This is a genomic window from Nocardia sp. NPDC057455, assembly GCF_042802775.1.
Lineage (GTDB): Bacteria > Actinomycetota > Actinomycetes > Mycobacteriales > Mycobacteriaceae > Nocardia.
Genome location: NZ_JBHVDM010000101.1, coordinates 1 through 24,703, shown reverse-complemented (window position 1 = coordinate 24,703; position 24,703 = coordinate 1). Strand labels below are relative to the sequence as shown.

Below are 24,703 nucleotides of genomic sequence, written 5' to 3'. Positions count from 1 at the left end.
GTGGCAGGCCGAGCACTCGCTCGGCGATGATCGTCCGCTGGATCTCCGAGGTGCCGCCGGCGATGGTGCCGGCGAAACTCCGGATGTAGCGCTCGAACCAACCGGCGGAGAAGTGGTCCAGATTCAGGGGATTCGGGCGCGAGCTCATCGCAGGGTGGGCCAGGCCGTTCACCCCGACGGCGTTCAGCGCCTGTTCCGACGCCGATTGCACGGCTTCCGAACCGAGCACTTTGAGGATCGAGAGAGCGGGCACGTCCTGCTCGCCGCGCGCCTCCCGCGCCAAGGCCGCGGACCCGAGCAACCGCAGGGCGTGCGCGTCCATGACCAGCTTCGCGTACGCGTCGCGGTCGAATACGGTCCGGGGCCGGAAGTCCCCGAGCAGATCCTGCAGGCGGTCGGCGTAGCCCAGCCACAGCAGCGTGCGTTCGTGACCGAGCGAACCGGTGGCCACCGACCAGCCCTGGTTCGGCGCGCCGATCAGGTTCTCCGCGGGGACCCGGACTCCTTCGAAGTAGACCTCGTTGAAATCCAAGTCGTCCGGCGAGCACACCGAGGGGAACGGGCGCCGCGTCACTCCGGGCGAGTCGGTCGGGATCAGCAGGACACTGATTCCCCGGTGCTTCTGTGCCGTGGGATCGGTGCGGACGAAGGTCAGCAGCACGTCGGCGTCATGCGCGCCGGAGGTCCACACCTTCTGGCCGTCGACCACGAACTCGTCCCCGTCCCGCACCGCCCTGGTGCGCAGCGAGGCCAGGTCCGAACCCGCTCCCGGCTCGCTCATCCCCAGCGCGGCGGTGATCTCGGCCCGCAGGATCGGCACTGCCCAGCGACGCTTCTGCTCCTCGGTGCCGAACGACAGCAACGAGGCCGCTACGATTCCGACCCCCTGCGGATTGAAACTGTGGTAGATCCGCCGCTTGGACAGCTCCTCCAGATGCACGTACTGCTGCAGCACCGTGGCGTCGCGCCCGCCGAACTCCGGCGGATTCGCCGGAAGCAGCCAGCCGTTGTCGAACAGCAGACGTTGCCAGCGCCGCGCCCATTCCGGCACGTGCGCGCTGGAACGAGAGCGCTCCACCGCCTTGGCTTCGCTCGGCAGATGAGCGGTGAGGAAGGCGACGAATTCGGCGCGGAACGCCTCGACATCGGGATCAAAGGTGAGCTGCACGGTACTCCTCCGCGATGAGCGCCCGGTGCTCGGTCGCGCCGCCGAGCATCAACTCGCCGGCCTTGGCCCGCTTGAGCGCGAACTGTAGATCGTTCTCCCAGGTGAAACCCATGGCGCCGAACAGCTGGAGACCGTGGCGGAAGACCAGCGCCTGACACTCCCCCGCCGAGGCCTTGGCCATCGACGCCGCCATGCGCCGCCGCGGGTCGTCGGCGGCCAGGCACAACGCGGCGAAGAAGCCCAGCGCGCGGGCCCGCTCGATGGCGATGTGCATATCGGCTGCCTTGTGCTGCACCGCCTGGAACGAGCCGATGAGCGTGTCGAACTGCCGACGGCCACGCACATGCTCCAAGGCGAGATCGAGAATGCGCTGACAGGCGCCGACGGTGGTCAGCGCGAGCCCGGTGAGCGCGTGCTGCCGGGCGCGTTCGGGATCGGCGTCGCTGCGATCCCCGTCGGTGACCCGCACACCGGCGAAGCGGACCTCCGCGACGTGCAGCACCGGATCGAAGACAGACATGCGGCCGGCGCTCACCGCCTCGGCGGGCACGACGAACACACCGGCATCGGTGACCACGGCGAAACGCTCCGCACGATCGCCGTCGAGCACGTTGCGCGCGGTGCCGTCCAACCGCCATCCCGAGCCGTCGCGCCTGGCGACGATGCCGGAATACACCGCCGCGCACGGCCGTTCGACCCGCCCCACGCTCGGAACGAGCGGCGCGAACTGGGTCATCGACGCCAAGAAGGGAGTGGGGTCGGTGGCGTGTCCCAGTTCTTCGAGCACGATAGCCAATTCGACGCCGAGGGCCGGATCCGTCAGTTCGGTCCAGCCGATGTCGACGTAGGTCTGCCACAGCGGGCCGGGTTCGAGCTCTTTGTCGACGATGTCCCGGATCAGTGCGGGTGGACACTGCTTCGCCGTGACTTCCCGCGCTGTCTCGCGCAATAGTCGCTGGTCGGCGTCGAACTCGAACAGCATCTCGGCCCTCTTCCCTGTCGCAGCATCGCGCGCACCACACTGAGAATATTATTCTCATTTTTGAAAGTAGCAATTCAGCGGCAGGGGGCGCAACCTTCAGACGACGTGCACCTCGGAGACGCGGCTGGTCGCGCGGACGAGCGCGGCGTTGACGTCGCGGACGAAAGTCAGCAGCGTCAGCAGTGCGGTGCCATCCTCCGGCAAACTCCCGTCCAACGCGGCGAATTCGCCGGACAGGGGGGCCACCGCCACCTCCGCCCGCACCGCGACGAGTTCGACCCGCACCCGCCGCCGGTCTTCCGAATCCCGGCTTCGCCGGACGTATCCCGCCCGTTCCAACCGGTCGACGACCGTGGTGATCGCACCGCCCCGAGTGACGCCCAGCCGGTCCGCCAACTGCCCGGGCGTGAGCGGCCCCAGCATGCTGAGCAAGTTCAGCGCACTGAGGTCGGTGACCGTGATCCCGAGCCGTGCGGCGACCGCCGAATGGAAAACCACAGTCTGGGTCGCATATCTGCGCAACTCCTCACGCAGCGCACCCACGGTCGCTTCGCGCGTGCTCGGTGCCGACATCGCATCTCCCTCCGCCAGGCGTCTCCGAGATCGAGATTCTCTGCATTGGAGAATAACCCGTCCAGGGTGGGAGTGGGACGACGTTGCGTCCGATGCACCCACTCCGGTGCGGATTTCCTCCAACCCTTGCGGAGAACCACCGGGGAGGGAGGTAATCGATCATGGCGGGTGAGTAGCCCGCCGAGTCGCCGGGCCCACCATCCGGCGGCCCGAACATCAGTCAGCAGATGAAATCGCCGGGAAGGAGGCGCCCGGCACCGACGTCAGCGAGGTTCGTGATGAACAAGAAGCTGTGCGCGGGAGCGATTGCCCTGTTGATCGCCCCCGCCATCGCCATCGCCACCGCTTCGGCCACGGCCGAACCGGCGCCCGCTCCGGCCCCGGAGCAACGACACGAAACCATGGCCGGGTTCTCGGCCCCGCCGTGCTTACCGTTGATTCTTCCGCCCGCCGTGAACGTCAACGCGTTCTTGGTCTGTCTCGCGTGACGCTCTCACGGAGGCACCGAATCGGTGTCAACCGGCCGGCGGCGTGTCCGCACGGCGCGCGCGAGCGCGCCGTTTGCCTTCGTGCATCGCCTGCACTCTGGCCACCGGTATCGTGTGGCCCTCGGCGACCAGGTCCGGAGGAAGCTGCTGTGGGGCAGGCATGTCCGACTGCCATGGATCGTTGTCGCCGAGCAGGCCCGGCACCGTGCGCACAGTGAAATCAGTCGGCGCCACATTGTCGAGGTCCGACCAGCGCAGCGGGAACGACACGGTGACACCCGGACGGATACGCGGACTGTAGGCGGCGGCCACGGTGGCACCACCCGCACGGGTGGCGTCGAGAAACACTTTGCCGTGGCGGTCTTCCCGGATGAACGCTGTCGTGCCGACCGACGGATCGATCCGCTCGGCTCGCGCCGCCACAGCCCGCGTCGCCGCGGCCGCGTCCTCGACATCGATCCCCGGGACCACCGGCACGAACACATGTAATCCTTTGGAACCGCTCGTCTTCACCGCTCCGGACAGCCCGTCCGCGATCAGCGCTTCCCGGATCAGCCGGGCACCTGCCACGGCGTCGGCGAAAGTCTGTCCCGGTGACGGATCGAGATCGAGCACGAGATGGGTGGGTTCCGGTGCCGATCTCGCGAGGAACAGGTTCGGGTGGTACTCGACCGCCCGCTGATTACCGAACCAAATCAGGGTCCGCAGGTCGTCGCAGAGCGCGTAGGTGATCTCCCGCCGCGAGCTCTCCGCCCAAACCTTCGTCCGCGCCACCCACTCCGGCGTGTATTTCGGGAGGTTTTTCTGGGTGAACGGCTCCTGTCCCGGCCGCACACGCACCACGGAGAGCGGCCGTCCGCGCAGCACCCCCAGCAACCGCTCCCCGGCGAAGTCCAGGTAGTCCACCAGATCCCGTTTGCTCGCCTCGGCCTCGTCGAACAACGGCTGATCGAGATTGGAGAGTTCGACCCCGTGACGCAGCTCGCCTCCCGCCATCGCTCCACCCTCCCCCATCACCGCGCGCCGGTCAATCACCGGGAGGTGGCGGACTGGCTTTCCCATTGTTCTTGCACGGCCACGCAAATCGCGATGCCCAACTGAGTGAGCGCCACCGCAGTGTCCCGGAAGTCGTCGGCCCGTTCCTCGGACGCGCCGCCCCGGCGGTCGAAGAGATGGCCGAACAAACCCAGCCGTTCGACGAGCCGCTGGAGGCGGCGTGCCGGATCATCATCCTGGAAGATCCACTCGCCGAAGCCCTCGAACTCGACGCCGAACTCTCCCGACAAGACCAACCCGCATCGCACCCGACTGAACGTCACCAGCCGCCGCACCGGGTGCCGAGTTCGGCCCACACGGTTTTGCCGCCGCCGTGATCGTCAACACCCCAGCGGGTGGCGAGCTGGTCGACCAGGATCAACCCGCGCCCGCCGGTGTGATCGGGCCGACGAATCCGTGCCGGCCCGGGTGAGGCGTCGTCGACCTCCACGCGGAACCAGCCGTGGCCGGCCACGATCAATCGGCACCCGCGTGGGGCGCGGGCGTGCACGACGGCGTTGCTGGCTAATTCATCACATACCTGCACCGCGTCCTCGACCCCGATGCCGGCTGAATCCTCGAGCAGGCGCCGCACCGCGGCCCGCAGCTGCCCCAACGACACGGCCTCGAGATCCAACTCGATGACAGCGCCGTCCACGCGTTCATCGGTACGCGCCGGATCCAGTGTCGAAACGCCCACCCTGCACCCTCCTTCCGCTCGCCTAGTACCGACCTCCACGCGGACAGCACTACCTCGGCGACGACATACCCACACCGCACCCCCGCGAAAACTCCCTCCGCCACCACACTCACCGCAGAAGCTCAGGTTGTCGCGATCTTTCCGAACATCGCAGCTGGCCGGATAGTGGTCAGTGCACCGATGGGTGATCAGCGGTCCACGAGTACGTTTGATTGCCGGCCAGGGGGAATCTAGAAATAGACGCTCTCATTCTGCTCGATCGAACGAGCCAGAATCTCGCCAGTGTCCCGGCCCCACCGAGTAGATCTCGACCGCGCCCCCACCTCGAACTCATCGAGGCCCACCGCCCCGGCGACCCCACCACCCTCCCGTTCCCCCTCGGCCGCGGCCGCGCCACCGACCGCACCGCCCAACCTCCCAGCAGTGCCGATCAATGATGCGGCAAGACTGTGACCAGCGATAAAATCATGAACAGGTCGGGGAACCGCAAAAGATTCGACCTCGGAAGGAGATGAGATCGATGGACCCCTTCCGCCTCGATCTCGGTGTCGGCCTCCACGCGTTCCTCAGATGGCTGGCCGTCACGTTCGGACTCGGATACGGCCTCAGCTGAGCGCTGCGCCGCATCCTCGCCACCGGCGGCAGCAGCCGCGGTCGCGATACTCCTCACCATCGTCGGCTGCGCGTCATCGGACACCACGAGCCCTCCCCGACCGCGCCCAGCGACTGGAATCCGCCCCGACCAGCCCGCTCGGTCGCACGCTCGAGGTTTGGGGTGGCCGTGACCTGCCCGACCACACCCGGCTGGCCGGACTCGTGCAGTTCGAGGAAGGCTCCCTGATCCACCTGGTCGCGGGCGGGGTGAGCGTGGTCGGCATCGTCGAACTCGGCGTCGACGGTGACCCGACCGAAGCGCTCGTGCAAAGCAGTCGACGACTCCGGCACCTGCTCCTGCGGCCGCCCCTACGGCACACCCTGCCAGCACGAACACGCCTGCTTCCCAGAACTAGCGATACCCGGGCAAACGGGCGGGCAGTTGCGGCGATCCCCGGTCAAGTACGCGCAGACATATGTACAAATTTCTATTTGTGCTACGGTGGTGTCAATCCGTTACCCACAGGAGTCCCATGCACGCGGAGCCCGACCGAGACGTCGACCAGGCGCTGCGTGCGCTGGCGGACGTGAACCGCCGGGCCATTCTGGCGGCGGTCCGGACCGGCCCACGCGCCGTTGGGCAGATCGCTGAGGAAGTCGGGCTGTCTCAACAGACGACATCGCATCACCTCGGGGTGCTGCGTGCGGCCGGGCTGGCCAGCAGTACCCGCGATGGCACTCGTCATTTGTTCGCGGTGAATACCGATGGGCTGGCAGCGGTACGCGCGTACCTGGATGACTTCTGGCCGGCGAAGCTCGCTGCGCTCAAGGCCGCTATCGAGCTCCGCGATGGTGGCAACGATGGCTGAATACGCGACGTCGATCGAGATCGAGGCAGCACCGGACGCGGTGTTCGACTACCTGGTAACCGAAACGGGAATGACTGCGTGGATGGGCCAGCACGCCACGCTCGACCCGCAGGCCGGGGGCACATTCGCGGTCGATATCGCCGGCCACCCGATCCGAGGGGAATATTTGGAAGTCGAGCGGCCGCACCGGGTGGTGGTCTCCTGGGGCCATGCGGGAAGCACTGACTTGCCACCGGGAGCTTCTACGGTGGAGTTCACCCTCACCCCGACCGAGCAGGGCACTCGCGTCGACCTAGTGCATTCGCAACTGCCACCCGTCAGCCTGCCCGGCCACGCTGACGGGTGGACGCACTTCCTGTCCCGCCTTCGCATCGCCGCACCTGGAGGCGACGCCGGAGAAGACGATTGGGTGCCGATCGAACATCGCGTCCAGCCGGTATCCGACTCGATCGCGAAGGAGTACTTGTATGACATCCGATTCCGCCGCCGAACAGGCCGTCCTGGCATACCACCGGGCCTGGACCAGCGGAGACATTGATGCGGCCATGACGCACGTGGCGGACGGCATCGTGTGCCGCGCACCGGGAGGCGACCTCACCGGCAAAGACACCTACCGGGCCTTCCTGGCGGGGTTCGCACCGAACCTGACCGGGCTCACCGATGTCGCCAGCTTCGCCGACGGCGACCAGGTAGCACTGTTCTACTACCCACACACGGCGACGACCAGCACGGCACCGGCCGCCGAATGCTTCACCGTCCGCGACGGAAAAATCGTAGCGAGCGTGCTGGTCTTCGACAGGTTGTCCTTCGCACCACCGACGCAGTAACCGTGGGCACCCATAGCGCGCTGGCCAACGTATCCGGGCGGCGCAGTCGCCGCCCGTCACCCAGACCGGTTCGCGGCCTTCGTGATCGGCGTGTTCTGTGCCCCCGCGAGCCACCAGCTGCCATCCTTCTCGATCAGTACATACATGGCGATCTCGGAGAATCCGCCCGCTTCGGCGGCGAGCCTGCGGATTTGGGTCAGCACGATCCCTGGCGCGGGCGAAGTCGCGCCGACAACTTCGAAGTGTGACGGCGGCGCAACCTGGGCTTTCATCAAGCGGCGGTGAATGGCGTTCAATTCGGAGTAGCCGGTCACCGACGCGCCATATGGACTGCCCCACACCACATCTGCCGCGAAAGCAGCGTCGTAGCCATCCGCGTCGCCTGCCGCGCCTGACTTTTGCAGCCCTTCGGCGAACCGTGAGGCTACCTCGTGAGCCGTGGGAGCGCGCGAGGGATCACCGAGAGTAGGTCGGGTTTGCATTCTGCCTTGCTCCAATCCTTGAATTATCGTCACCAAAAGATCGGTGGATCCGCGCTCAGCGCAGACTGCCGAGGAGGCCCCCGTGGAAGGGGGTGAGTTCGTCGATGCGGCCGGCGAGGACCTTCGCCAGCCACTCAGGATCTCCCAGCAGGGCTCTGCCGACCGCCACGAGGTCGAACTCGTCGCGCTCCATGCGGTCGAGCAGCTCGCCGATGTCCGTGGCTTCGCCTAGTGACATCTGAGGGAACTCGTTGCTGAGGCCCACCGAGCCGACGCTGATGGCGGGCTTTCCGGAAAGCTTCTTGGCCCAGCCCGCCAAGTTCAGGTCGGAACCCTCGAACTCGGGGAGTTGCAAACGCCGGGTAGAGCAGTGGAAGGCGTCGGCGCCGGCGTCGGCCAGCAGGCCGAGCATGGTCTCCAGTTCCTGCGGCGTGTCGGCGATCCGCGCCTGGTAGTGGTTCACTTTCCACTGAGACAAACGGAAGGAGATCGGGAAGTCGCCGGAGACGGCGTCTCGGCAGGCGGCCACGATCTGAGCAGCGAAACGGGTACGCCCCACGATGTCGCCCCCATAGGCGTCGGTGCGCCGGTTGGTGTGGGCCCACAGGAACTGGTCGATCAGATAGCCGTGGCCACCGTGGATCTCGACACCGTCGAAGCCCAGTACCTCGGCAGTCGCCGCCGCCGAGGCGTACGCGGCGACCACATCGTCGATATCCGCCGGGGTCATCTCTCGGCCCGAGTTCGCGCCGTCCAGGGCGATGCCGGAAGGGCCGATCCGCGAAGCCTCGGGGATCGGCGGATTGCCGACGGTGCGATCCATTCCGACGTGCCACAACTGCGGCATGATCCGGCCTCCTTCCTGATGGACCGCCTCGGCCACGGCCGACCAGCCCGCCAGAGCCTCGTCCCCGTAGAAGTGCGGGACCCGGGCACTGTTGCCCGCCGAGCCGTGGCCGATATAGGTGCCCTCGGTGATGATCAGACCGATACCGCCGGCCGCCCGCCGGGCGTAGTACTGCGCCACGTCGTGGCCCGGCACACCTCCGGGGGAAAACTCGCGCGTCATCGGCGCCATCACGACGCGGTTGGACAACGTGAGGCTGCCCAGGGAGAAAGGACGGACCAGGATGTCCCTGGCACGTTCGAGGGCATTCGTGGGCATCGTTGTTCGCTTTCGATAGAGGCAGACCGTGCTGCGACGAGGGATTTCAGGCCGTGCGGTCGGCAGTCTGGGCGTATGGAACCGGGGGTTGGCCGGAGTTCCGCCTCGGCCGCTGATAGGAGTCGGGGGCAGTAGTGCTCGAGGTCGCCCCCGGTCGGGGACACCCAGGATCTGTCGTCCATCTGGAAGAAGAAGCGCGGGAATGTCAGTCGGCGTCGTTCATCGCTGACGCGATCTCAGACGGCGTAGGGGCGGACGCGTCTCGCCTCGTGCAGGGACTGCCCCCACCAGCTGAGCTGATCGAGCATGGCTTCGGCTGCGACGTCGCACCCGGGGCCGGAAGGCTTGCCGTCGACACCGAAGACCTCGCCGTAGTTGTGGAAGCTGACGGTGTTGCGGATCGTGACCGCGTGGAGTTCGGCGAGCACGACTCGAAGATGCTCAACGGCGCGCAGCCCGCCGGCCAGGCCGCCGTAGGAGACGAAGCCGACCGGCTTGGCGTGCCACTGCTCGTTGTGCCAGTCCAGGGCGTTCTTCAGCGACGCGGGGAAGCTGTGGTTGTACTCGGGAGTGACGATCACGAAGGCGTCAGCCTGGGCCAGCCGCGGCGACACGGCGCCCAGCTGTGCCATGACCTCATCGGACGGAGTCTGCCCGAACGCCGGGAAAACGGTCGGCAGGGGCGTCTCGACGAGGTCGATCAGGTCGGCCGTCATGTCCTCGCGCTGAGCGATATGTCCGGCGATCCAGTCGGCGACGACCGGACCGAACCGTCCGTCCCGGGTGCTGCCGATGATCACTGCGGTGCGCAGGATGTCGGCAGTCGAGTCAGCCACGAAAACCCCTCGACCATGTGTACGATGTATCCATAAAATACAACGTACACATCTTTGTGTACTCTGTCCACTCCGGTTACGATGTACACGGCATCATTCGACGGAAGGAATCCAAGCGATGGCCTCCCAGGAGGGACAGTCGGCAAGCGAGGACAAGGACCCCGCCTCGATATGGGAGCGCATCGAACGGCCGACGCCTGCTCCCCGCGCGACCCTCACTCCCCGACGGATCGCCGAGGTCGCTGTCGCTCTCGCAGACGCCGAGGGACTCGACGCGGTCACCATGCGCCGTCTGGCCACCGAACTCGGTGTCGCCCCCATGGCCGCCTACCGCTACGTCACCGGCAAGGACGAGCTACTCGAGCTGATGGTCGACTTCGTCTACGGGGAGCTGGCTCTGCCCGACGACAAGGACGGCTGGCGCGCGACCATACGGTCCGTTGCCCTGCGGATAAGGGAGGTCCTGCTGGCACACTCCTGGGTGACGCGGGTGGCGTGCGGCGCGCCGACCCCGAACCAGTTGGCCGTGACGGAGGCGGCCCTCGTCGCGCTCGACGGTCTCGGGCTCGACGTGGACACCGCCATGGCGGTCTACAGCACCGTCACCGCCTATGTGGACGGCGCGGTCGACTCGGAGGTCAGGCTGAGTCAGATGCTCCACGTGCGCGGATGGTCCACCCGCGAGGAGGCCCGCGCGGGACTGGCCACACAGATGACCTGGCTCATGAACACGGGCCGTTACCCGATGTACGCACGCTATATCCACGACGCCGACCGCAAGGACGACGTGCAGTGGCAGTTCGAGATCGGCCTGGACTCTGTCCTCGATGGCATCGCGGCGCGCCTGGCGATCTGAGGACACCCCCGAGGACCGCAGGCCCCCCTACAGAGACACCCCGCCCGTTCTCCCCCGCACCTGCCCTCCACCCGGCCGAATACCGCACCAGCAGAGCTGAGATGCTCGGGTCCGTCCACCACGGAACAGCGGCCGCCGAATTGCTGCCGACATGACCACGGCACACCATGCCCGCCCGCGTCACCGAGGTCAACCCGCCACGCACCGCGCCATTGCCCGGGATCGCGTGGCCACGAGACGCTGATCTTCGAATATGAATGCAGAAGGGGTCCGGCCGGCTCGCGGTTGGCTCGTGCTCGCGGCCAGCGGGGCCACCCGCCGGCTTGGATGTACTTTTCTTCGACCAGCGGATCGACCATGACGTGCTCGGTGAGCGAATCTCATCGCGGCTGATCGCTGTTCACCACTTCTTCACCCGTGTGTGACCGTCCAGCGAGAGGATGTACCGGGTGTGGCGAATGTGCGCGGCGGGTGCGGTGGCGGGAATTCTGGCGGCCGGTGTTCTGACGGCCGGTGTGGGGCCGGTGGCAGCCGATGGTCCGGCCGCGTTCGATCTACAAGCCCATCGGGGCGGGCTGGGGCTGGTGGCGGAGAATACGCTGCCTGCGTTCGCGAACGCATTGGAACTCGGGGTCAGCACGCTGGAGTTGGACGTGCAGATCACCGCGGACGGGTATGCGGTGGTCACGCACGACCGCGATCCGAATCCGGCGAAGTGCGCGGACACGGCGCCCGCCGTTCCGGGCGACCCGAAGTTCCCCTATGTGCCGGGAGCCACCTACATCCGGGAGCTGACCCTGGCTCAGGTCCGGACGATCGATTGCGGTTCGGTCCCGTCCGCAGACCAACCCGAGCAGCGGAGGGCTCCGGGGGCGCGGATACCGTTGCTGGCGGAGGTATTCGACCTCGTGCGCGGCTATCGCGCCGATCAGGTCGGGCTGAACATCGAGACCAAGGTCGAGGCAGCCGCCCCGGAGCAGACCGCGCCACGTGAGCAGTTCGCGGACGTCGTGGTGGCGGAGATCCGCCGGGCGGGAATCGCCCCGCAGGTCACCATCCAGAGCTTCGACTTCGGTGCCCTCACACGGCTGCGGGAGGCGGCGCCCGAGCTGCCGATCGTCGCCTTGACCGATGGCCAGCCGAAGTTGCGAGCCGGCGAACCCGGCGGCTCGCCGTGGCTGGGCGGCATGGATATCGACGACTTCCCAGGATCGTTGCAGGAGAAGTTCGTCGCGGCCGCCGCCGCCATCGGCGCCGCCGCGGTCTCGCCGGTACACGGCACTCCCCAGAACGCCACCGTCACCACCGCGGACTACCAACCCTTCACCACGATCGACCTCGTCCGCGCCGCACATCGCCGCGGCATGCGGGTGGTTCCTTGGACGGTCGATGACCGGCCCACCATGACCACCCTGCTCGACATCGGCGTCGACGGCCTCATCACCAATCGCCCGGACGTGCTGCGCACGCTGCTGTCCGACCGTGGGTACCGCCTGCCACCGGCCTATCACCGCCCCTGAGACCGGCGCGGCAGGCGGACGACCCGACCGGATGAACGCCGGGAGAGATTCATGTGGTCAGGAGAGCGTTTTCAGCAATTCGTCGGCCACACCAGCCGAGGACGCCGGATTCTGGCCGGTGATCAGAGTGCGGTCCACCACGACATTCGGGGCCCACGGATCACCCTCGCGGAAATCGGCGCCGATAGCCACGAGCCGATCCTGCAACAACCATGCCGCCTTGTCGGCGAAGCCCGCCTGGGTCTCTTCGGCGTTGGTGAATCCGGTCAGGGCATAGCCCGCGAAGACGCTCGCACCGTCTTCTCCCTCGGCGGCGAGTAGAGCCGCGGGCGCATGGCACACCACCGCCAGCGGCTTGCCCGATGCCAGGGTGGCGGCGAGCAACCGCCCGGAGTCGGCGTCGACGGCGAGGTCTTCCATCGGTCCGTGCCCGCCGGGGTAGAACACCGCCGCGTAGTCGGCGAGGTCCACCTCCGCCAGGTCGACGGGGTTGTTCAGCTCGGCGCTCGTGTCGATCACGTGTGACCGATGGTCGGCGTTCTCCTGACCGCCGTTGGCGTCGGGCGCCAGGCTGCTCTTGTCCACGGTCGGTACGACGCCACCAGGGGTGGCCACCACGATGTCGTGGCCCGCCCCTTTCAGTTTCTCGAAGGGCACCACGAATTCCTCGGCCCAGAAGCCGGTCGGATGCTCGGTCCCGTCGGCCAGAGTCCAGTGGTCGGCTCCGGTCATCACGAAAAGAATCTTCGGCATGGTCTATTGCCTCCTCGTCCGGAACCCGGTCGGCCGGGTTCGGTCATCGAGTGATGGTCACGCCGGCCCGAAGTCTGCCGGGACGAGCCCACCCCGCACGTCGGGATCGGCAGCGGCGACACTGTCGACGCTAGCCCTCCGTAGCCAGGAGAGAGCAATGGGATGGCCGATTTCGGACGTCGGATGGCCGAGCGATTCCCGAGTTCGCGGCCATTCGTGTTTCACTTTTCCCTCGGGCCCGGCGATGCTGCGGCCCCGGTGCGGGAGGCGCGGGCCACACAACGCTGTACCTCCCGCCTGACCTGCGCATGAATCCGAGCCATACTGGACCGGTGACTGAGATGGGACAACGCGAGCAGGAGACTGCACGCAAGATGCTCGGCGGTTGCCCCGACATCGGCAGCTTTCGATTCTGGTTCGCGGACCAGCGGTGGGAATGGTCCGACGACGCGGCCGCGATCTACGGGTACGGACCAGGGGAGGTCGAGCCTTCCACCGCGCTCTTGCAGCGCCACCAGCACCCCGACGACCGCGAACGGGTCGCCGAGGCGCTCGCGAACGCCATCGAGACCGCGACGCCGTTCTGCACCCGTCACCGGATCATCGACACCGAGGGTGAGACGCACGACGTGATCGTCATCGGCGATCAGCTGTTCGACGAGCACGGCACCGTGGTCGGCTCCGCCGGTCACTTCATCGATGTCACCCAGACACTCGAGGGCAACCTCCAGGAAGCTCTCGACGACCTGTTACCCGACGTGATCGACGCCCGCGCGGTGATCGAACAGGCCAAGGGCATCGTGATGTTCGTCTATGGCGTCAACGCCGATCAGGCGTTCCGGGTGCTGCGCTGGCGCTCGCAGGAAACCAACATCAAGCTCCGCACGCTGGCCGAGCAGCTCGTCGCCGACGTTGTGGAGATGAGCGGCGCGCTGGTTCAGCAACGCACCCGCTTCGACCATGTCCTGCTGACCATCCATCAGCGAGTGGCGCCTCCCCCGGAACCCGTTGTGGACTAGCCGAACACGGCGACCCGCCGAGCACATGTCCTTCGGCGACCAGCAGACGATCCGGCTATTTCCACCTCGTCCGGCGCAGGCGGCTGCGGTGACGGTGCAGGTCCGCCCCTACAAGTAGGGGCCCCCGAGGTGGTAACCGGGGGTGCGTCTGCCGCCGGATGCGATGCAGATGTCGGGAATGATGCGCCAGGACAACTTCGTCGTGCCGAGCCTTGAATTGATGGTCAGTTGGACCGGCGTCACGGTTCCGGGCAGCGCGTTGAGCTTCCCGCACGATGTCCTGCGTGCGGTCGGCGCCGCCTTCCTGGAACCCCGCATACCCGCCGCGGCGCCCTACGAACAGCAATCGGATGTCCAGCTGTCCGATCCGATGATCTCGAATCCGGACGCGACCCTCGCCGCACTCGGTATCGGCCCGAAGGCATACCCGGGCTGCAACCCATTGTCCTGCCTGGGCAAACCCATGTCCGCGCCGTTCGCGAATTGGCCACCGGGCTGCTTCATCCTCGGCTGCGTCGGCCCGCACCCGGCGACACCTGGAATCCGCTAGCGGCACACCGCAGCGCATTCCGCACTGGCCTTCGCGCCGGCCACAACCGGCAGCGGTCTGTTATGGCGCCGGGATTTGTAGCGATGCGAGCACCCGCGCGGTGTCCGCACCGGAGTCCGCGGCGGATCCGGCTGGTATCCGCGGCGTGGGGTCGCGGACCGGGACCGGCCCTGTGCGGGTGTCGATGTACCAGGTGTCGCCGCGGCGCAGTGTCGCCGGAACCGGCTCGGGCGTGAGCGTGGCCGCGACGACGTCGGTCATCGAGATGTCCCACAACATTCCCCCTCCGCCGGGCGGCACGGACATGGCGAGTGCCGCGGCGGTGATACCGGTGAGCGGGTCGGCGATGGCGTCGCCCGCGAACACCGGTGCACCTGTGCTGTCGTAGGCGACGAGGCCCGCGGCGGCGGCGATGTCGTCCCCGAAGCCGATTCGGCTCGATCGCCGTCCGGCAGCAGTGATGGAGATCCAGCACGCCCCGCGAGCGACAGCGGCGTCGGCGTCGATTCCGAACTGAGCCAGGGCGCGGGGACGGGATCCTTCGATGACGATGTCGGCGGCGTCGACGAGGGCGAGGAGGGCTCGCCGTCCGGCGGGGTCGGTGGGATCGAGAACGACCGACTCGTGGCCGTGATGGAGGAGAGCGTAGAAATCCGGGTTGCCGCGCCGAGCGCCGTCGGGCCGGTTCGGAGTTTCCACCTTGACCACTCGCGCGCCCGCCGAGCCGAGGAGATGGGCGCAGAGGGGGCCCGCCCACAAGGCGCTGAAGTCGACGACCAAAAGCCCTTCGACGGGCCGCGGTGCGTGGGGTTCCGGGACGGCCGGGCGTACGGGACGCAGAATCGGAGCCGCCGCCACCCCGAGTAGTTCCGCGCGCTCGGCCAGCTCGGCACCGGCGTGCCGCCCCACCCAGTCGGTGACCGGAGGCCATGGGTTCTCGGCGTCGATCGCTGCACCGATCAACGCCCCGAGCAGAGCCGGATCGTCGGGGCGAGCGCAGGAGACGGCGGCCCACCCGTCGGCGGTGCGCAGCAAGCGGCACTTGCCACCCGCCGAGACGGTTCCGCGGCGGCGCAGATGGTTGAGCGCCGCGCGTTCGGCCAGCAAGCGCGCCCCGTCGAGGGCGATCTTCTGTCCACCGACCGAGCCGATCCAGGACGACAACTCGCGGGCACGGGTCGCTGCTCGCCCCGGTGGCACCAGGACCGGTCCGTCCGCATGGCCGGTCACTGCGACCACCCCGCTCTCGGCCCAGTCCGCCGCCGGCTCGGACGGACCGGCCGCCGATGCTGAGGAAAGGCGCATGGCTCGATCGTATGACTCGGCTGGAGCAGGACGATCAGGATGCGTCACAGGTCGGCAGGGCCGAGACGTCGTGGCTGAAGGCGTTGTCGTTCGCGGCGCGGGCGACGTGCCACGATTGCGTGATGAGCTTCGACGCGCCCAGTCTGGATCCGGACGCACTGGAACTGAGGATCCGCCCGGACGGTACGCCGGAGAATCCGATGCTGATCGTCCCCCTGGACGTTTGGGAAGCGGAATCGCCGAAGCGGATCGAGCGGGTGGCCGATGCGCTGGCCGGGTCGCTGCGTTTGACGATCGGAGTCCTGCGCGGTCCGGCCACTGCACGTGTGACACCGTTACTGCGCGCGCTCACGCTGACACTCGCCGAGAGCACCGATCCGGCGACGCCGGTGGTCGGCTGTCCCGATCTCGCGGCGGCGCTGCGCCGGCTCGAGGAGGCGGTGCAGCGGAATCCGCGACCGAGTGTGGCGCTCGGGCGCTTGCTGCGCGAGACCGTGCTGCTCGACACCACCGCGGGATTGAGCGCCGAGGCCGCGGTCTACTCGATGTTGCTGAGTGGCAGCGAATTTCAGCGGTGGCTGGCGGCGCGGGGCGGGCCGAGAGCGGTGACCGTTCCCGACCGCCCCCTGATTCGCGCGGATCGCGGCGGCAGCGCTTTGAATGTGGTGCTCGATCATCCGGAGCGCCGCAATGCGCTGAGTTTCCGCCTGCGCGAAGAACTTCTCGAGGCCCTGCGCGTCGCCGAGTTCGACCCAGGTATCGAGGAGGTGACTCTGCGCGGCTCGGGACCGGCGTTTTGTAGTGGCGGCGATCTCGACGAGTTCGGGAGTGCGGACGATCTGGTCGCCGCGTATCTTGTGCGACTCGAACGCGCGCCGTGGCGGGTCATCGACCGGCTGCGCGACCGGTTCTCGGCGCACGTCCACGGGGCATGTATCGGAGCCGGTATCGAGATGGCGGCCTTCGCCGGGCGGCTGGTCGCGGCACCGCAGACGTTCTTCCGGCTTCCCGAGATCGAGATGGGGCTCGTGCCGGGGGCGGGAGGAACCGTCAGCATCCCGCGACGCGTCGGACGCTGGCGTGCGGCCTGGATGATGCTGACCGGAGAGCCCGTAGATGTGGCTACAGCGCTGCGCTGGCATCTGATCGATGCCGTGGACAACAGCGCCGTTCAGGCCGTCGACCCGTCGCGGACTCGCGCCGGGCATGCGGCGGAAAGTCACCGCCTCGACAACAACCTTCCCCTACGCGAGCAGAGCCCATAGCTCAGCCCATGCTCGTGGACTCTTCCGTACGAAGGGCGGCGATCGTTGCGCGCAGGGACTCAGCGGTGGGTGTCGGTTCGATGCCGAAGGCCGCGGTCGCGGCGGAGGAGTCGATGACGAACGGGCGGTCGAACTGGTAGCGCATCTCGCGCATCTCGCGGGCGTTGGGATCGAATAGGCCTGCCACCCAGAGCATCGCGGCAGGCATCCGGCTCACGCGTGCGGGCGGCGCGTCCGCTACCGTCGCGGCCAGTCCGGCCAGTTCACGGATGGACATGGGCGGCGCGGTCGGTGTGTGCCATGCTCGGCCCCAAGCACTTTCGTCGGCGGCGACCGCGACCAGGGTGCGGGCGGTGTCACCGACGTCGGTCCAGCTGTGCGCGGCGTCCGGATCGGCGGGGAACTGCGCCCGGCGACCCGCGAGCACCGAAGGCAGCGCCACCATGGTGAACGCCGATTTCGCCCCGGCACCGAGATAGTCCGACCCGCGCACTTCGGCTGCGCGGACGCGGCCCGCTTCGTGCGCGGCCAGCGCCTCGGCCCAGATGTCGGCACGAACCCGACCCTTCACGCTGTTAGGGCGCAGCGGTTGCCGCTCACTGATCGGGCCGTCGACCTGTCCGTAGCCGTACAGGTTTCCGACGCTGAGCAACGCGGCACCGGTCACTTCCGCCGCTCGCAACGCCGCGGCGGTCAGCGGAGGAAAGGCGGTGGCCCACTGATGATACGGAGGCTGGGCGCATTGGAAGACGACATCCGCGCCGCCGCAATGCCCGATCAATGCCTCGGCGTCGGCGGCGTCGGCCGCGACGCGCTCGATCAGCGGGTGGTCCGGGCCGATACCGCGTCGGGTGATCAAACGCACCTGGGTACCGCGTGCGGCGAGCAGCTGGGCTGTGGCCGTTCCGACCGGACCGGCTCCGATGACGACGTTCAGGGACATGAGGATCCAACCTGTCTGACGTTCCATTTAGAGAACACTGCTCTCTCATTGACAGATGAACCATAAAGCAGAACACCCGCCTGAGTCAAGAACACTGTTCACATTCAGAACATCCGTTCTCCTGGCTGGTCCTTGTTCCCTACACTGGGAGAAATGTCCGCTCAGTCGCTGCGCGCCCGCGTCCGCTCCGAGATGATCGAGGAGATCAAGGCGGCCGCGCGCCGACGGTTGGCGGTGGACGGCGCGAACCTCTCCCTGCGCGGGGTCGCCCGCGATATGGGCATCGTGGCGTCCGCGCTCTACCGGTACTTTCCGAGCCGGGACGACCTGCTGACCGCGTTGATCATGGAGGCCTACCGGGCATTGGCCGCCGAAGCCGAAGCCGCCGACGCGAAGCTGCCCGACGCCGATCTGCGCGGCCGGTGGATGGCGGTGTGCTCGGCCGTACGGGACTGGGCACTGGCCCATCCGGCCGAGTACGGCCTGCTCTACGGCAGTCCGGTGCCCGGTTACAACGCCCCGGAGGATACCGTTGCTCCCGCCGCTGCCGTGGTCTTCCGGCTTGTCGCCATCGCGCACTCCGGTGTGCGAACTCTGTCGCCGCCGCCGCTTTCGTCCGCACTGCCCGCGCCCGTCCACGCCGACCTGCGCCGGCTCATCGAGCAGCAGTCCTCCGACTTGCCCGAGGATGTGCTCGACCGGGTCTTCATCGCCTGGACCCAGCTGTTCGGCCTGCTCAACTTCGAGATCTTCGGCCGGCTGAGCGGAGTCGTCGATGCCCGCTCGGACTATTTCGCCCACCACATGAACGCGATGGCCGACCTGGTCGGCCTGCCGTAACCCGGATTCCGGCCCTCCCTGCGGCGTACAGCCGCCGTCGCAAGCCTGCGGGACACAACGGAATGGCGAACACGCCCCGACCAGCTCGTCTGCGGCGATGACATGGCGGCGTGTCCGCAGCGGAGTACGGCAACCGCGCGCCGGGCGGCGCTACGGTGACGGCACCGAGATTCTCCGCGTTCCACTCGCCCGACGAACATCACTCATTCGTGGAGGAACATTGCCGAGCTCGTTCACTCGCAGGGGTTTTCTGTCCAGTGCGGCCACCTCGGCGACGGCCGCGGCCGCCGTCTCGACCGGAGCCGCTCCGGGTAGAGCGCGTGCGGACACCGATCCGGACAAGCCGAACATCCTGGTGATCATCGTGGACGAGATGCGGACACCCGTGTGGTTCCCCGATCAGGAGACCTTGGACGCCGTCTTGCCGAACATCGCCCGGATCCGCCGGGGCAGTGTGTCGTTCGAGAATCACTACACGGCGGCCAATGATTGCACGCCCGCGCGCGGGTGCCTGTTGACCGGCCTCTACTCGCAGCAGACCGGGGTCATGGTCGTGTCGGAGTCGACTTTGTCACCCCTGTTCCCGACGTGGGGTTCCATGCTGCGCGACCACGGTTACGACACCACGTACTGGGGCAAGTGGCATCTCGGCAGCTATCCGGATCGCACGCCGGGCGCGCTGGAAGCGTACGGTTTCCACGGCGGCACCTATCCCTCCCCGAACGGTGCGCCGGGGCAAGGGCTGCAAGCGGATCCGAAGATCGTCGACCAGTTCACCGACTGGTTCCACAACGATTCCGGCACCGCGCCCTGGTGTACGACGGTGTCGCTGGTCAACCCGCACGACATCCAATGGTGGCCGCGCTGGACCCGTCGCGACCAATTCAACGCCGACATCCCGCGCTGGATGAACGAGCTGCCACCCAACTTCGAATCCCTCGAACAACTGTCGCGCAAGCCGCGCCTGCAGATGGCGCTGGTCGAGGTATCGGCGGTGGCGTTCGGGGTGGCTCCCTATGGGACACCGGAAGCCTTGCAGGCCTGGATCGAGATGCGCAACCTGTATCTGTGGGCGCAGCAGCAGGTCGACGTCCAGATCGGTCGTGTGCTCGACACTTTGCACTCGCGTCCCGATGTCGCCGCCAACACCGTCGTCGTCTTCACCTCCGACCACGGCGACTACGCCGGCTCCCATGGCCTGCACGGCAAAGGCGGCGCCGCCTACGACGAGGCGCTGCGGGTCCCGCTCTACGTCCACGACCCGCGCGGTTACCTGAGCCCGGTGGACGGAACGACCACCAGGGATCAGCTGACCTCCAGCGTCGACTTCACTCCCCTGCTGCTCACCATCGGCACCGGCGGCAACGAATGGCGCGGCGACGGACGCTACGAACATCTCAGCGGGCGCCTCGACATCGCCGCACTCTGCCGTGACGCGGGCGCGCAGGGCCGTCCGTGGGTCGCGCACACAACCGACGAGGCATCGATCGAGGAGGCCGCGATCCTGTTCAATCAGGATGCCCCTGGTCACGTCGCGATGGTGCGCACCGCCGACGCGAAGTTCGCGTCCTATTCCCAGTGGGTGCACGGCCGGATCCAGATCGATCCGACGCGCGAGCAGGAATTCGAACTCTACGACTACAGCACCGACGGCGGCCGGCTCGAACTGGACAACCAGGCCGCGACCGGGAATCCGTTGCGCGGCGAGATGGAGCCGCTGCTCGACAACGTCATTCGCACCGAGATACAGCAACCACTGCCGCCGTATCTGCGGGCCGCACAGGACGAAGGCATCGGCGACTACATCTCGGCGCAGACCAACATCTTGGTCCAGGCCGAACGAATCGCCAACGCCCTGCTGGATGCCGTGCCGAAGCCCTCCTAGCAGCTACACCAAGCCGCGCAGTTCCAGGTCGGTGGCATATTTCTCGATGAGCTCCGGAGATATCCGCGGGATGTCGTGCTCGGCACCGATTTTCGCGGCTCGGACGGCGGAGCGGAATTTCGCCGCGGGCAACGCCGAGCCGCGAACGGCCGGGGCCGGGCGCCGATACGCGTGCAGCAAGGGCAGCACGGACGCCTGGCGCTGTCGTTCCGGTAGCGCCCGCAGGGCGGTCTCGAACCGGGTGAACCACTCCTTGTAGTCGGCGATCCGCTCGATCCGGTGGCCCGCGGCGATCAGCCAATCGACGAACTCGTCGAGCGAGCGGCCGTCGTCGTGCGGGTTGAGCACATCGAAACTCTGGAAGCCGGTCCCGGCCGTCGCACCGAGGGCGGTGATCGCGTCCGCGGTGAAATCGGCGGGCAGGCCGTCGTAGTGAGCGCGCGAGCGGTTGCCGTCGGCGTCGGTGCGGTAGAAGGAGAACGGCGCGATTCCCGTGACGATCAGGCTCAGCAGCAGCCGGGTGAACATGTCCGGCACGTTGAGCTGACCGGCGTAGCGCCGGTCGGCGAGGATCATGTCCGAGCGGAATACCGTGACCGGCAGTCCGCACAGGTCGTTGGCCTCGCGCAGCAGTACCTCACCCGCCCACTTGCTGTTGCCGTAGCCGTTGGCGTAGCTGTCGTCCACCACGCGGACCGGACTGATCTCGCGAATGTCGCCGTCCTCGGCGAAAACGGCCGGATCGATTTGCGCGGCCACGGCGACCGTGGACAGATAGGTGAACGGCTTGAGCCGCGTGGTGAGGGCGAGACGGATCAACTCGGCGGTGCCGACCACGTTCGGGCCGAACAATTGCCGGTAGGGCAGCACATGGTTGACCAGCGCGGCGGGATGCACGATCAGGTCGACGCGTTCGGCCAGCCGATCCCACGTCCGGTCGTCCAGGCCGAGGCCGGGCTCCCCGATGTCGCCCGGGATCACCTCGAGGTGCGCGCCGGCCAGCTCCCGGAAGTCCCGCAGGAGCGTGGGATCTCCGGAATCGAAAGCGCTGTCGAGGCGCCTGCGCGCCGCGGCGGCATCGGAGCCACGGACCAGGCAGACGAGTGTGCCGCCGGTGTCGTGCATCCGCCGCAGCCACTCCAGGCACAGGAAACGCCCGAGGTAGCCGTTCGCGCCGGTGAGCAGCACCGTCCGCGCTGTTTCCGTGGGTCGCGGCAGCGACGGCGCCTCGGCGAGGGTGCGGGCGTCGAGGAACTTGTCGAGCGTCAGATCGGCGGCCCGGACCTGCGGTCCGGCGCCGTGCACCGTCGCGTAGGTGACGCCCCGTCCGCCCGATTCACGCACGGCCGCGATGTAGTCCGCCACCTCGCGCAGCTTGTTGGCCGGGCTGATCACCACCGACACCGGTACCTCGACCTCGAAGATCTCGTGCAGCAGGTTCGACAGCGACAGCGCCGACAGCGAGTCGCCGCCGAGATCGGTGAAGTGCGCGTCGGGACGCAGATCGGCGTCCGCGCAGCCCAGCACGGCCTTCGCCGCGCGACTCACCGTCTGGAGCACGGGCAGATCGGCCGCGGTGCGGCGCAGATCGAGTAGTTCGTTCGCCTGCCCGGTGGCCAGGTCGGCGTACAACTGCTGTAGACGCGGCTCGTAGCGCTCTCTCAGCTTGGGGCGCAGCAACTTTCCGATACCCGACAGCAATCCGTTGGCAGCGGTGAACGGCTCGTGCTCGATCAGGAAATCGCGCGGGATCTCGTAGGATTGCAGTTCGGCGTCCTTGGCGAGCTGTCGCAGCGATTCGCTCAGCGCCGTCTTCATCTTCTCGGGATCGCCCCAGCCGAGCACGTCGTCGGTCGGCACGATCACGGCCAGCAGATAGGCGCGTTCGCTGCTGCCGTACACGAAGATCTGCTGAATCAGCGGACTGGTGGCATAGACCGCCTCCAGGTGCGAGACCGCGACGAATTCGCCCTGGGAGAGCTTCAGCACGTTGTTACGCCGATCGACGTAGACCAGGCGATCCGGTGCGAGCTCGGCGACGATGTCGCCGGTCTTGTAGAAGCCCTCGGCGTCGAAGATCTCGGCCGTGAGCTCCGGCCGCTTGTAGTAGCCGGAGATCAGGGTGGCGCTCTTCAACAGCAGCTCACCGCGCGGATGCGGTTTGTCGGTCCGGAAATAGCCCAGCTCGGGAACGTCGGCGAGCTTGTAGTCCAGCACCGGCGGCCGCTGCACTCGTTCATCGATGACGACCACCCCGCCCGCCTCGGTGGACCCGTATCCATCGTGCAATTCCAGCTCGAGCACCGACTCGACGAACGATTTCATCTCCGCCGACACCGGGGCGCTTCCGCAGATCGCCATTACCATGCGTCCGCCGAGGAAATGTTCGCGCAGTTCGGTTTTCACCTCCGCCTCCAGCACGGCCCGGTCGGTGCCCGGCCCCTCGCGCCGATCCACCTCGCTGCGGAAGCGCTGGAAGATCATGTCGCACACCCGCGGAACGAAGAACAGCTCGGTGGGGCGCGCCAGCGCGATGTCGTCGAAGAGCGTGGACATATCGCTCGCGGCGGCGAAATAGGCGGTGCCGCCACGGGCCAGCACGCCGGTCAGCGACCCGCGACCGGCCACATGACTCATCGGCATGTAGTTGAGATTGATCGCGGCGACATCGGGCCGGTTCACCCATCCCCTGGCGACCAGCCGCTGGGAATACATCGCCCCTTTCGGTGTGCCGGTGCTGCCCGAGGTGTAGATCAGCAGCGCCAGCGGGTCCGCACCCGGTTCGGCGACGAACAGTGGTGCGGGCGGCAGCGACCTGCCGCGCGCGAGCACCTCGTCCAGCGATTCGACGAGCACGGAGCTGCCCGCCTCGGCCAGCCGGGCGCGGGCCGCTTCGAACGCCGCGCGCTGGTCGTCGTCTCCCGAGTGGTAGTCGAAGACGATCAGCCGTTGTGGCCCGGCCTGCGACAGCGCACACGTCACCGCGGCGTCGAGCAGCTCCGGCGTCGCCGCGAGCACACGTGGGGCGGTCTCCTCCACGATCGCGGAGAGCTGGGCGACCGGCGCACCGGACTGCAACGGAACCGCGACCAGTCCCAAGTGGACGCAGGCCAGGTCCACAGTGGTGTAGTCGCGGCTGGTGAAGCCGAGGATGCCCACGAAATCGCCCGCTCGGAGCGGCTCGCGCGCATCTCCGTGCCACGCGGCGGCCACGGCGCGCACGCGCTCCCACAGCTCGCCGTAGGTCATGGTGTCGAACTCCGGCAGCAGCGTCAGCGTCGTGCGGCCGGTTTCGCCGGTCCGCAGTTCCGTCGCCCGCCGGCCGAGGGCGGGCCGGTCGGCGTAGCCGACCATCACCGTCTCGACGATCTGCGCGAGCCCCATACCCGGCTCGCGAATCCTTTCGGCGACGTCCGCACGCGGGATGGCGTTGCGGATGTCGTCGTTTTCGGCGTACAGCCTGGTGATGCGGCGCATGAGCCGCTCCCCGCGGGTTTCCAGTGCCACGACGACCTCCTTGGTCCGGGAACGCGCCTTCATCAAACACGTTAGCTCGCCTAAGTACATCGGTCATGCGATAGCGCGATCCAACTGTCTGTGACACTTGACACAGCGCCGGATATGTCTCAAAATTGTCCGATATTCCATTGCGGCACATGCCCGGCCCGTTGCTGCTGATCGCGGCGTACTCGGGCTCCTGCTACCGCCGCCCGAGGCACCGCATGCTCGGAGCATGACACAGACCATATCGCCGGGCCGGTTGTGGCAACGACGCCCTCCGCCGCTCCGGCCGCCCCGCTGGGAACGCGGCGTTCGCTCGCCCGTCCTGGCGATCATCCGCACCGGCCTGCGCACGGCAGTGCCCGATTCCCGTCGTCGACGTCGCGATCCCCTCGGTTCGGGATTCGCCACACCACGGCGCGGCCACGACGCGGATCGGCTTGTGCGGCGCGGGCAACGGCACCCAGCCCACCCGCCGTTCGACGAGCTTCGAATCATCGCGAGGCAAACCATCGCGAATCGCCGCCGCCACCGCGCATCCTCGGAG

The 24,703-nt window shown here is 67.6% G+C and carries 25 protein-coding genes; 11 read left to right on the top strand and 14 right to left on the bottom strand.

Annotated elements, in window-relative coordinates; all coding sequences use genetic code 11:
- The 3 genes from ACFU5M_RS29165 to ACFU5M_RS29155 all read right to left on the bottom strand — a co-directional run.
- Positions 1–1,168 (bottom strand): acyl-CoA dehydrogenase family protein (locus ACFU5M_RS29165; RefSeq protein ID WP_379054097.1); only part of this gene is annotated, 1,168 nt, incomplete at its 3' end.
- On the bottom strand, positions 1,152–2,150 hold the full coding sequence (locus ACFU5M_RS29160; RefSeq protein WP_379054096.1) for an acyl-CoA dehydrogenase family protein: 999 nt from the start codon (positions 2,148–2,150) through the stop codon (positions 1,152–1,154). The genes ACFU5M_RS29165 and ACFU5M_RS29160, both read right to left, overlap by 17 nt.
- Positions 2,151–2,246: 96 nt before the next feature.
- The gene (locus tag ACFU5M_RS29155; protein WP_379054095.1) at positions 2,247–2,723 is read right to left on the bottom strand and encodes a MarR family transcriptional regulator; all 477 of its coding nucleotides are present in this window, start codon (positions 2,721–2,723) and stop codon (positions 2,247–2,249) included.
- Between the two features lie 278 nt (positions 2,724–3,001).
- Here ACFU5M_RS29155 and ACFU5M_RS29150 point away from each other — a divergent pair, with 278 nt between their 5' ends.
- The gene (locus ACFU5M_RS29150; RefSeq protein ID WP_379054094.1) at positions 3,002–3,211 is read left to right on the top strand and encodes a hypothetical protein; all 210 of its coding nucleotides are present in this window, start codon (positions 3,002–3,004) and stop codon (positions 3,209–3,211) included.
- 27 nt (positions 3,212–3,238) lie between these two features.
- Here ACFU5M_RS29150 and ACFU5M_RS29145 read toward each other — a convergent pair whose 3' ends face one another.
- The 4 genes from ACFU5M_RS29145 to ACFU5M_RS29130 form a co-directional block, all read right to left on the bottom strand.
- Positions 3,239–4,207: a DNA polymerase domain-containing protein gene (locus tag ACFU5M_RS29145; RefSeq protein ID WP_379054093.1), complete on the bottom strand. Its 969-nt coding sequence runs from the start codon at positions 4,205–4,207 to the stop codon at positions 3,239–3,241.
- Positions 4,208–4,242: 35 nt separating this feature from the next.
- On the bottom strand, positions 4,243–4,497 hold the full coding sequence (locus ACFU5M_RS29140; RefSeq protein WP_379054092.1) for a hypothetical protein: 255 nt from the start codon (positions 4,495–4,497) through the stop codon (positions 4,243–4,245).
- A 29-nt stretch (positions 4,498–4,526) separates the two neighbouring features.
- Complete coding sequence (locus tag ACFU5M_RS29135) at positions 4,527–4,946, bottom strand: ATP-binding protein (protein ID WP_379054091.1); 420 nt, start codon at positions 4,944–4,946, stop codon at positions 4,527–4,529.
- A gap of 666 nt (positions 4,947–5,612) precedes the next feature.
- Positions 5,613–5,891: a hypothetical protein gene (locus ACFU5M_RS29130; RefSeq protein ID WP_379054090.1), complete on the bottom strand. Its 279-nt coding sequence runs from the start codon at positions 5,889–5,891 to the stop codon at positions 5,613–5,615.
- Between the two features lie 182 nt (positions 5,892–6,073).
- Between ACFU5M_RS29130 and ACFU5M_RS29125 the strand changes: the two genes are divergently transcribed.
- From ACFU5M_RS29125 to ACFU5M_RS29115, 3 genes are read left to right on the top strand one after another with little or no spacing between them, the layout of a single operon-like run.
- Positions 6,074–6,409 (top strand): ArsR/SmtB family transcription factor, encoded by a 336-nt coding sequence (locus ACFU5M_RS29125; RefSeq protein ID WP_379054089.1) that lies wholly within the window; start codon positions 6,074–6,076, stop codon positions 6,407–6,409.
- Positions 6,402–6,947 (top strand): SRPBCC domain-containing protein, encoded by a 546-nt coding sequence (locus tag ACFU5M_RS29120; protein WP_379054088.1) that lies wholly within the window; start codon positions 6,402–6,404, stop codon positions 6,945–6,947. Before ACFU5M_RS29125 ends, ACFU5M_RS29120 begins: the two co-directional genes overlap by 8 nt.
- A gap of 7 nt (positions 6,948–6,954) precedes the next feature.
- Complete coding sequence (locus ACFU5M_RS29115) at positions 6,955–7,236, top strand: nuclear transport factor 2 family protein (protein ID WP_379054087.1); 282 nt, start codon at positions 6,955–6,957, stop codon at positions 7,234–7,236.
- A gap of 56 nt (positions 7,237–7,292) precedes the next feature.
- On the opposite strand, the gene ACFU5M_RS29110 is transcribed toward ACFU5M_RS29115, so the two are convergent.
- The 3 genes from ACFU5M_RS29110 to ACFU5M_RS29100 form a co-directional block, all read right to left on the bottom strand.
- The gene (locus tag ACFU5M_RS29110; protein WP_379054086.1) at positions 7,293–7,550 is read right to left on the bottom strand and encodes a hypothetical protein; all 258 of its coding nucleotides are present in this window, start codon (positions 7,548–7,550) and stop codon (positions 7,293–7,295) included.
- Between the two features lie 223 nt (positions 7,551–7,773).
- On the bottom strand, positions 7,774–8,883 hold the full coding sequence (locus ACFU5M_RS29105) for an NADH:flavin oxidoreductase (RefSeq protein ID WP_379054085.1): 1,110 nt from the start codon (positions 8,881–8,883) through the stop codon (positions 7,774–7,776).
- A gap of 236 nt (positions 8,884–9,119) precedes the next feature.
- A complete protein-coding gene (locus tag ACFU5M_RS29100; protein ID WP_379054084.1) occupies positions 9,120–9,719 on the bottom strand; it encodes an NADPH-dependent FMN reductase in 600 nt (199 codons plus the stop codon).
- A 118-nt stretch (positions 9,720–9,837) separates the two neighbouring features.
- On the opposite strand from ACFU5M_RS29100, the gene ACFU5M_RS29095 reads away from it, so the two are divergent.
- Both ACFU5M_RS29095 and ACFU5M_RS29090 read left to right on the top strand, forming a co-directional pair.
- Positions 9,838–10,575, top strand: a complete 738-nt coding sequence (locus ACFU5M_RS29095; protein WP_379054083.1) for a TetR/AcrR family transcriptional regulator — start codon at positions 9,838–9,840, stop codon at positions 10,573–10,575.
- A gap of 458 nt (positions 10,576–11,033) precedes the next feature.
- Positions 11,034–12,095 (top strand): glycerophosphodiester phosphodiesterase family protein, encoded by a 1,062-nt coding sequence (locus ACFU5M_RS29090; RefSeq protein WP_379054100.1) that lies wholly within the window; start codon positions 11,034–11,036, stop codon positions 12,093–12,095.
- A 57-nt stretch (positions 12,096–12,152) separates the two neighbouring features.
- Here ACFU5M_RS29090 and ACFU5M_RS29085 read toward each other — a convergent pair whose 3' ends face one another.
- Entirely contained in the window at positions 12,153–12,848 is a 696-nt protein-coding gene (locus ACFU5M_RS29085) for a type 1 glutamine amidotransferase domain-containing protein (RefSeq protein ID WP_379054082.1), read from the bottom strand.
- A gap of 341 nt (positions 12,849–13,189) precedes the next feature.
- Between ACFU5M_RS29085 and ACFU5M_RS29080 the strand changes: the two genes are divergently transcribed.
- Both ACFU5M_RS29080 and ACFU5M_RS29075 read left to right on the top strand, forming a co-directional pair.
- Positions 13,190–13,867 (top strand): PAS and ANTAR domain-containing protein, encoded by a 678-nt coding sequence (locus tag ACFU5M_RS29080; RefSeq protein WP_379054099.1) that lies wholly within the window; start codon positions 13,190–13,192, stop codon positions 13,865–13,867.
- Positions 13,868–14,009: 142 nt separating this feature from the next.
- Entirely contained in the window at positions 14,010–14,417 is a 408-nt protein-coding gene (locus ACFU5M_RS29075; protein ID WP_379054081.1) for a hypothetical protein, read from the top strand.
- A 60-nt stretch (positions 14,418–14,477) separates the two neighbouring features.
- Here the strand turns inward: ACFU5M_RS29075 and ACFU5M_RS29070 are convergent, their stop codons facing one another.
- Positions 14,478–15,722 (bottom strand): CoA transferase, encoded by a 1,245-nt coding sequence (locus tag ACFU5M_RS29070; RefSeq protein ID WP_379054080.1) that lies wholly within the window; start codon positions 15,720–15,722, stop codon positions 14,478–14,480.
- 11 nt (positions 15,723–15,733) lie between these two features.
- Here ACFU5M_RS29070 and ACFU5M_RS29065 point away from each other — a divergent pair, with 11 nt between their 5' ends.
- A complete protein-coding gene (locus tag ACFU5M_RS29065; RefSeq protein ID WP_379054079.1) occupies positions 15,734–16,987 on the top strand; it encodes an enoyl-CoA hydratase/isomerase family protein in 1,254 nt (417 codons plus the stop codon).
- Position 16,988: 1 nt separating this feature from the next.
- On the opposite strand, the gene ACFU5M_RS29060 is transcribed toward ACFU5M_RS29065, so the two are convergent.
- Positions 16,989–17,957: an NAD-dependent epimerase/dehydratase family protein gene (locus ACFU5M_RS29060; protein WP_379054078.1), complete on the bottom strand. Its 969-nt coding sequence runs from the start codon at positions 17,955–17,957 to the stop codon at positions 16,989–16,991.
- Positions 17,958–18,083: 126 nt separating this feature from the next.
- Between ACFU5M_RS29060 and ACFU5M_RS29055 the strand changes: the two genes are divergently transcribed.
- Both ACFU5M_RS29055 and ACFU5M_RS29050 read left to right on the top strand, forming a co-directional pair.
- The gene (locus ACFU5M_RS29055; protein ID WP_379054077.1) at positions 18,084–18,770 is read left to right on the top strand and encodes a TetR/AcrR family transcriptional regulator; all 687 of its coding nucleotides are present in this window, start codon (positions 18,084–18,086) and stop codon (positions 18,768–18,770) included.
- Between the two features lie 220 nt (positions 18,771–18,990).
- Complete coding sequence (locus ACFU5M_RS29050; protein ID WP_379054076.1) at positions 18,991–20,655, top strand: sulfatase-like hydrolase/transferase; 1,665 nt, start codon at positions 18,991–18,993, stop codon at positions 20,653–20,655.
- 3 nt (positions 20,656–20,658) lie between these two features.
- On the opposite strand, the gene car is transcribed toward ACFU5M_RS29050, so the two are convergent.
- Positions 20,659–24,132 (bottom strand): carboxylic acid reductase, encoded by a 3,474-nt coding sequence (car, locus tag ACFU5M_RS29045; RefSeq protein ID WP_379054098.1) that lies wholly within the window; start codon positions 24,130–24,132, stop codon positions 20,659–20,661.
- Positions 24,133–24,703 lie beyond the last annotated feature (571 nt).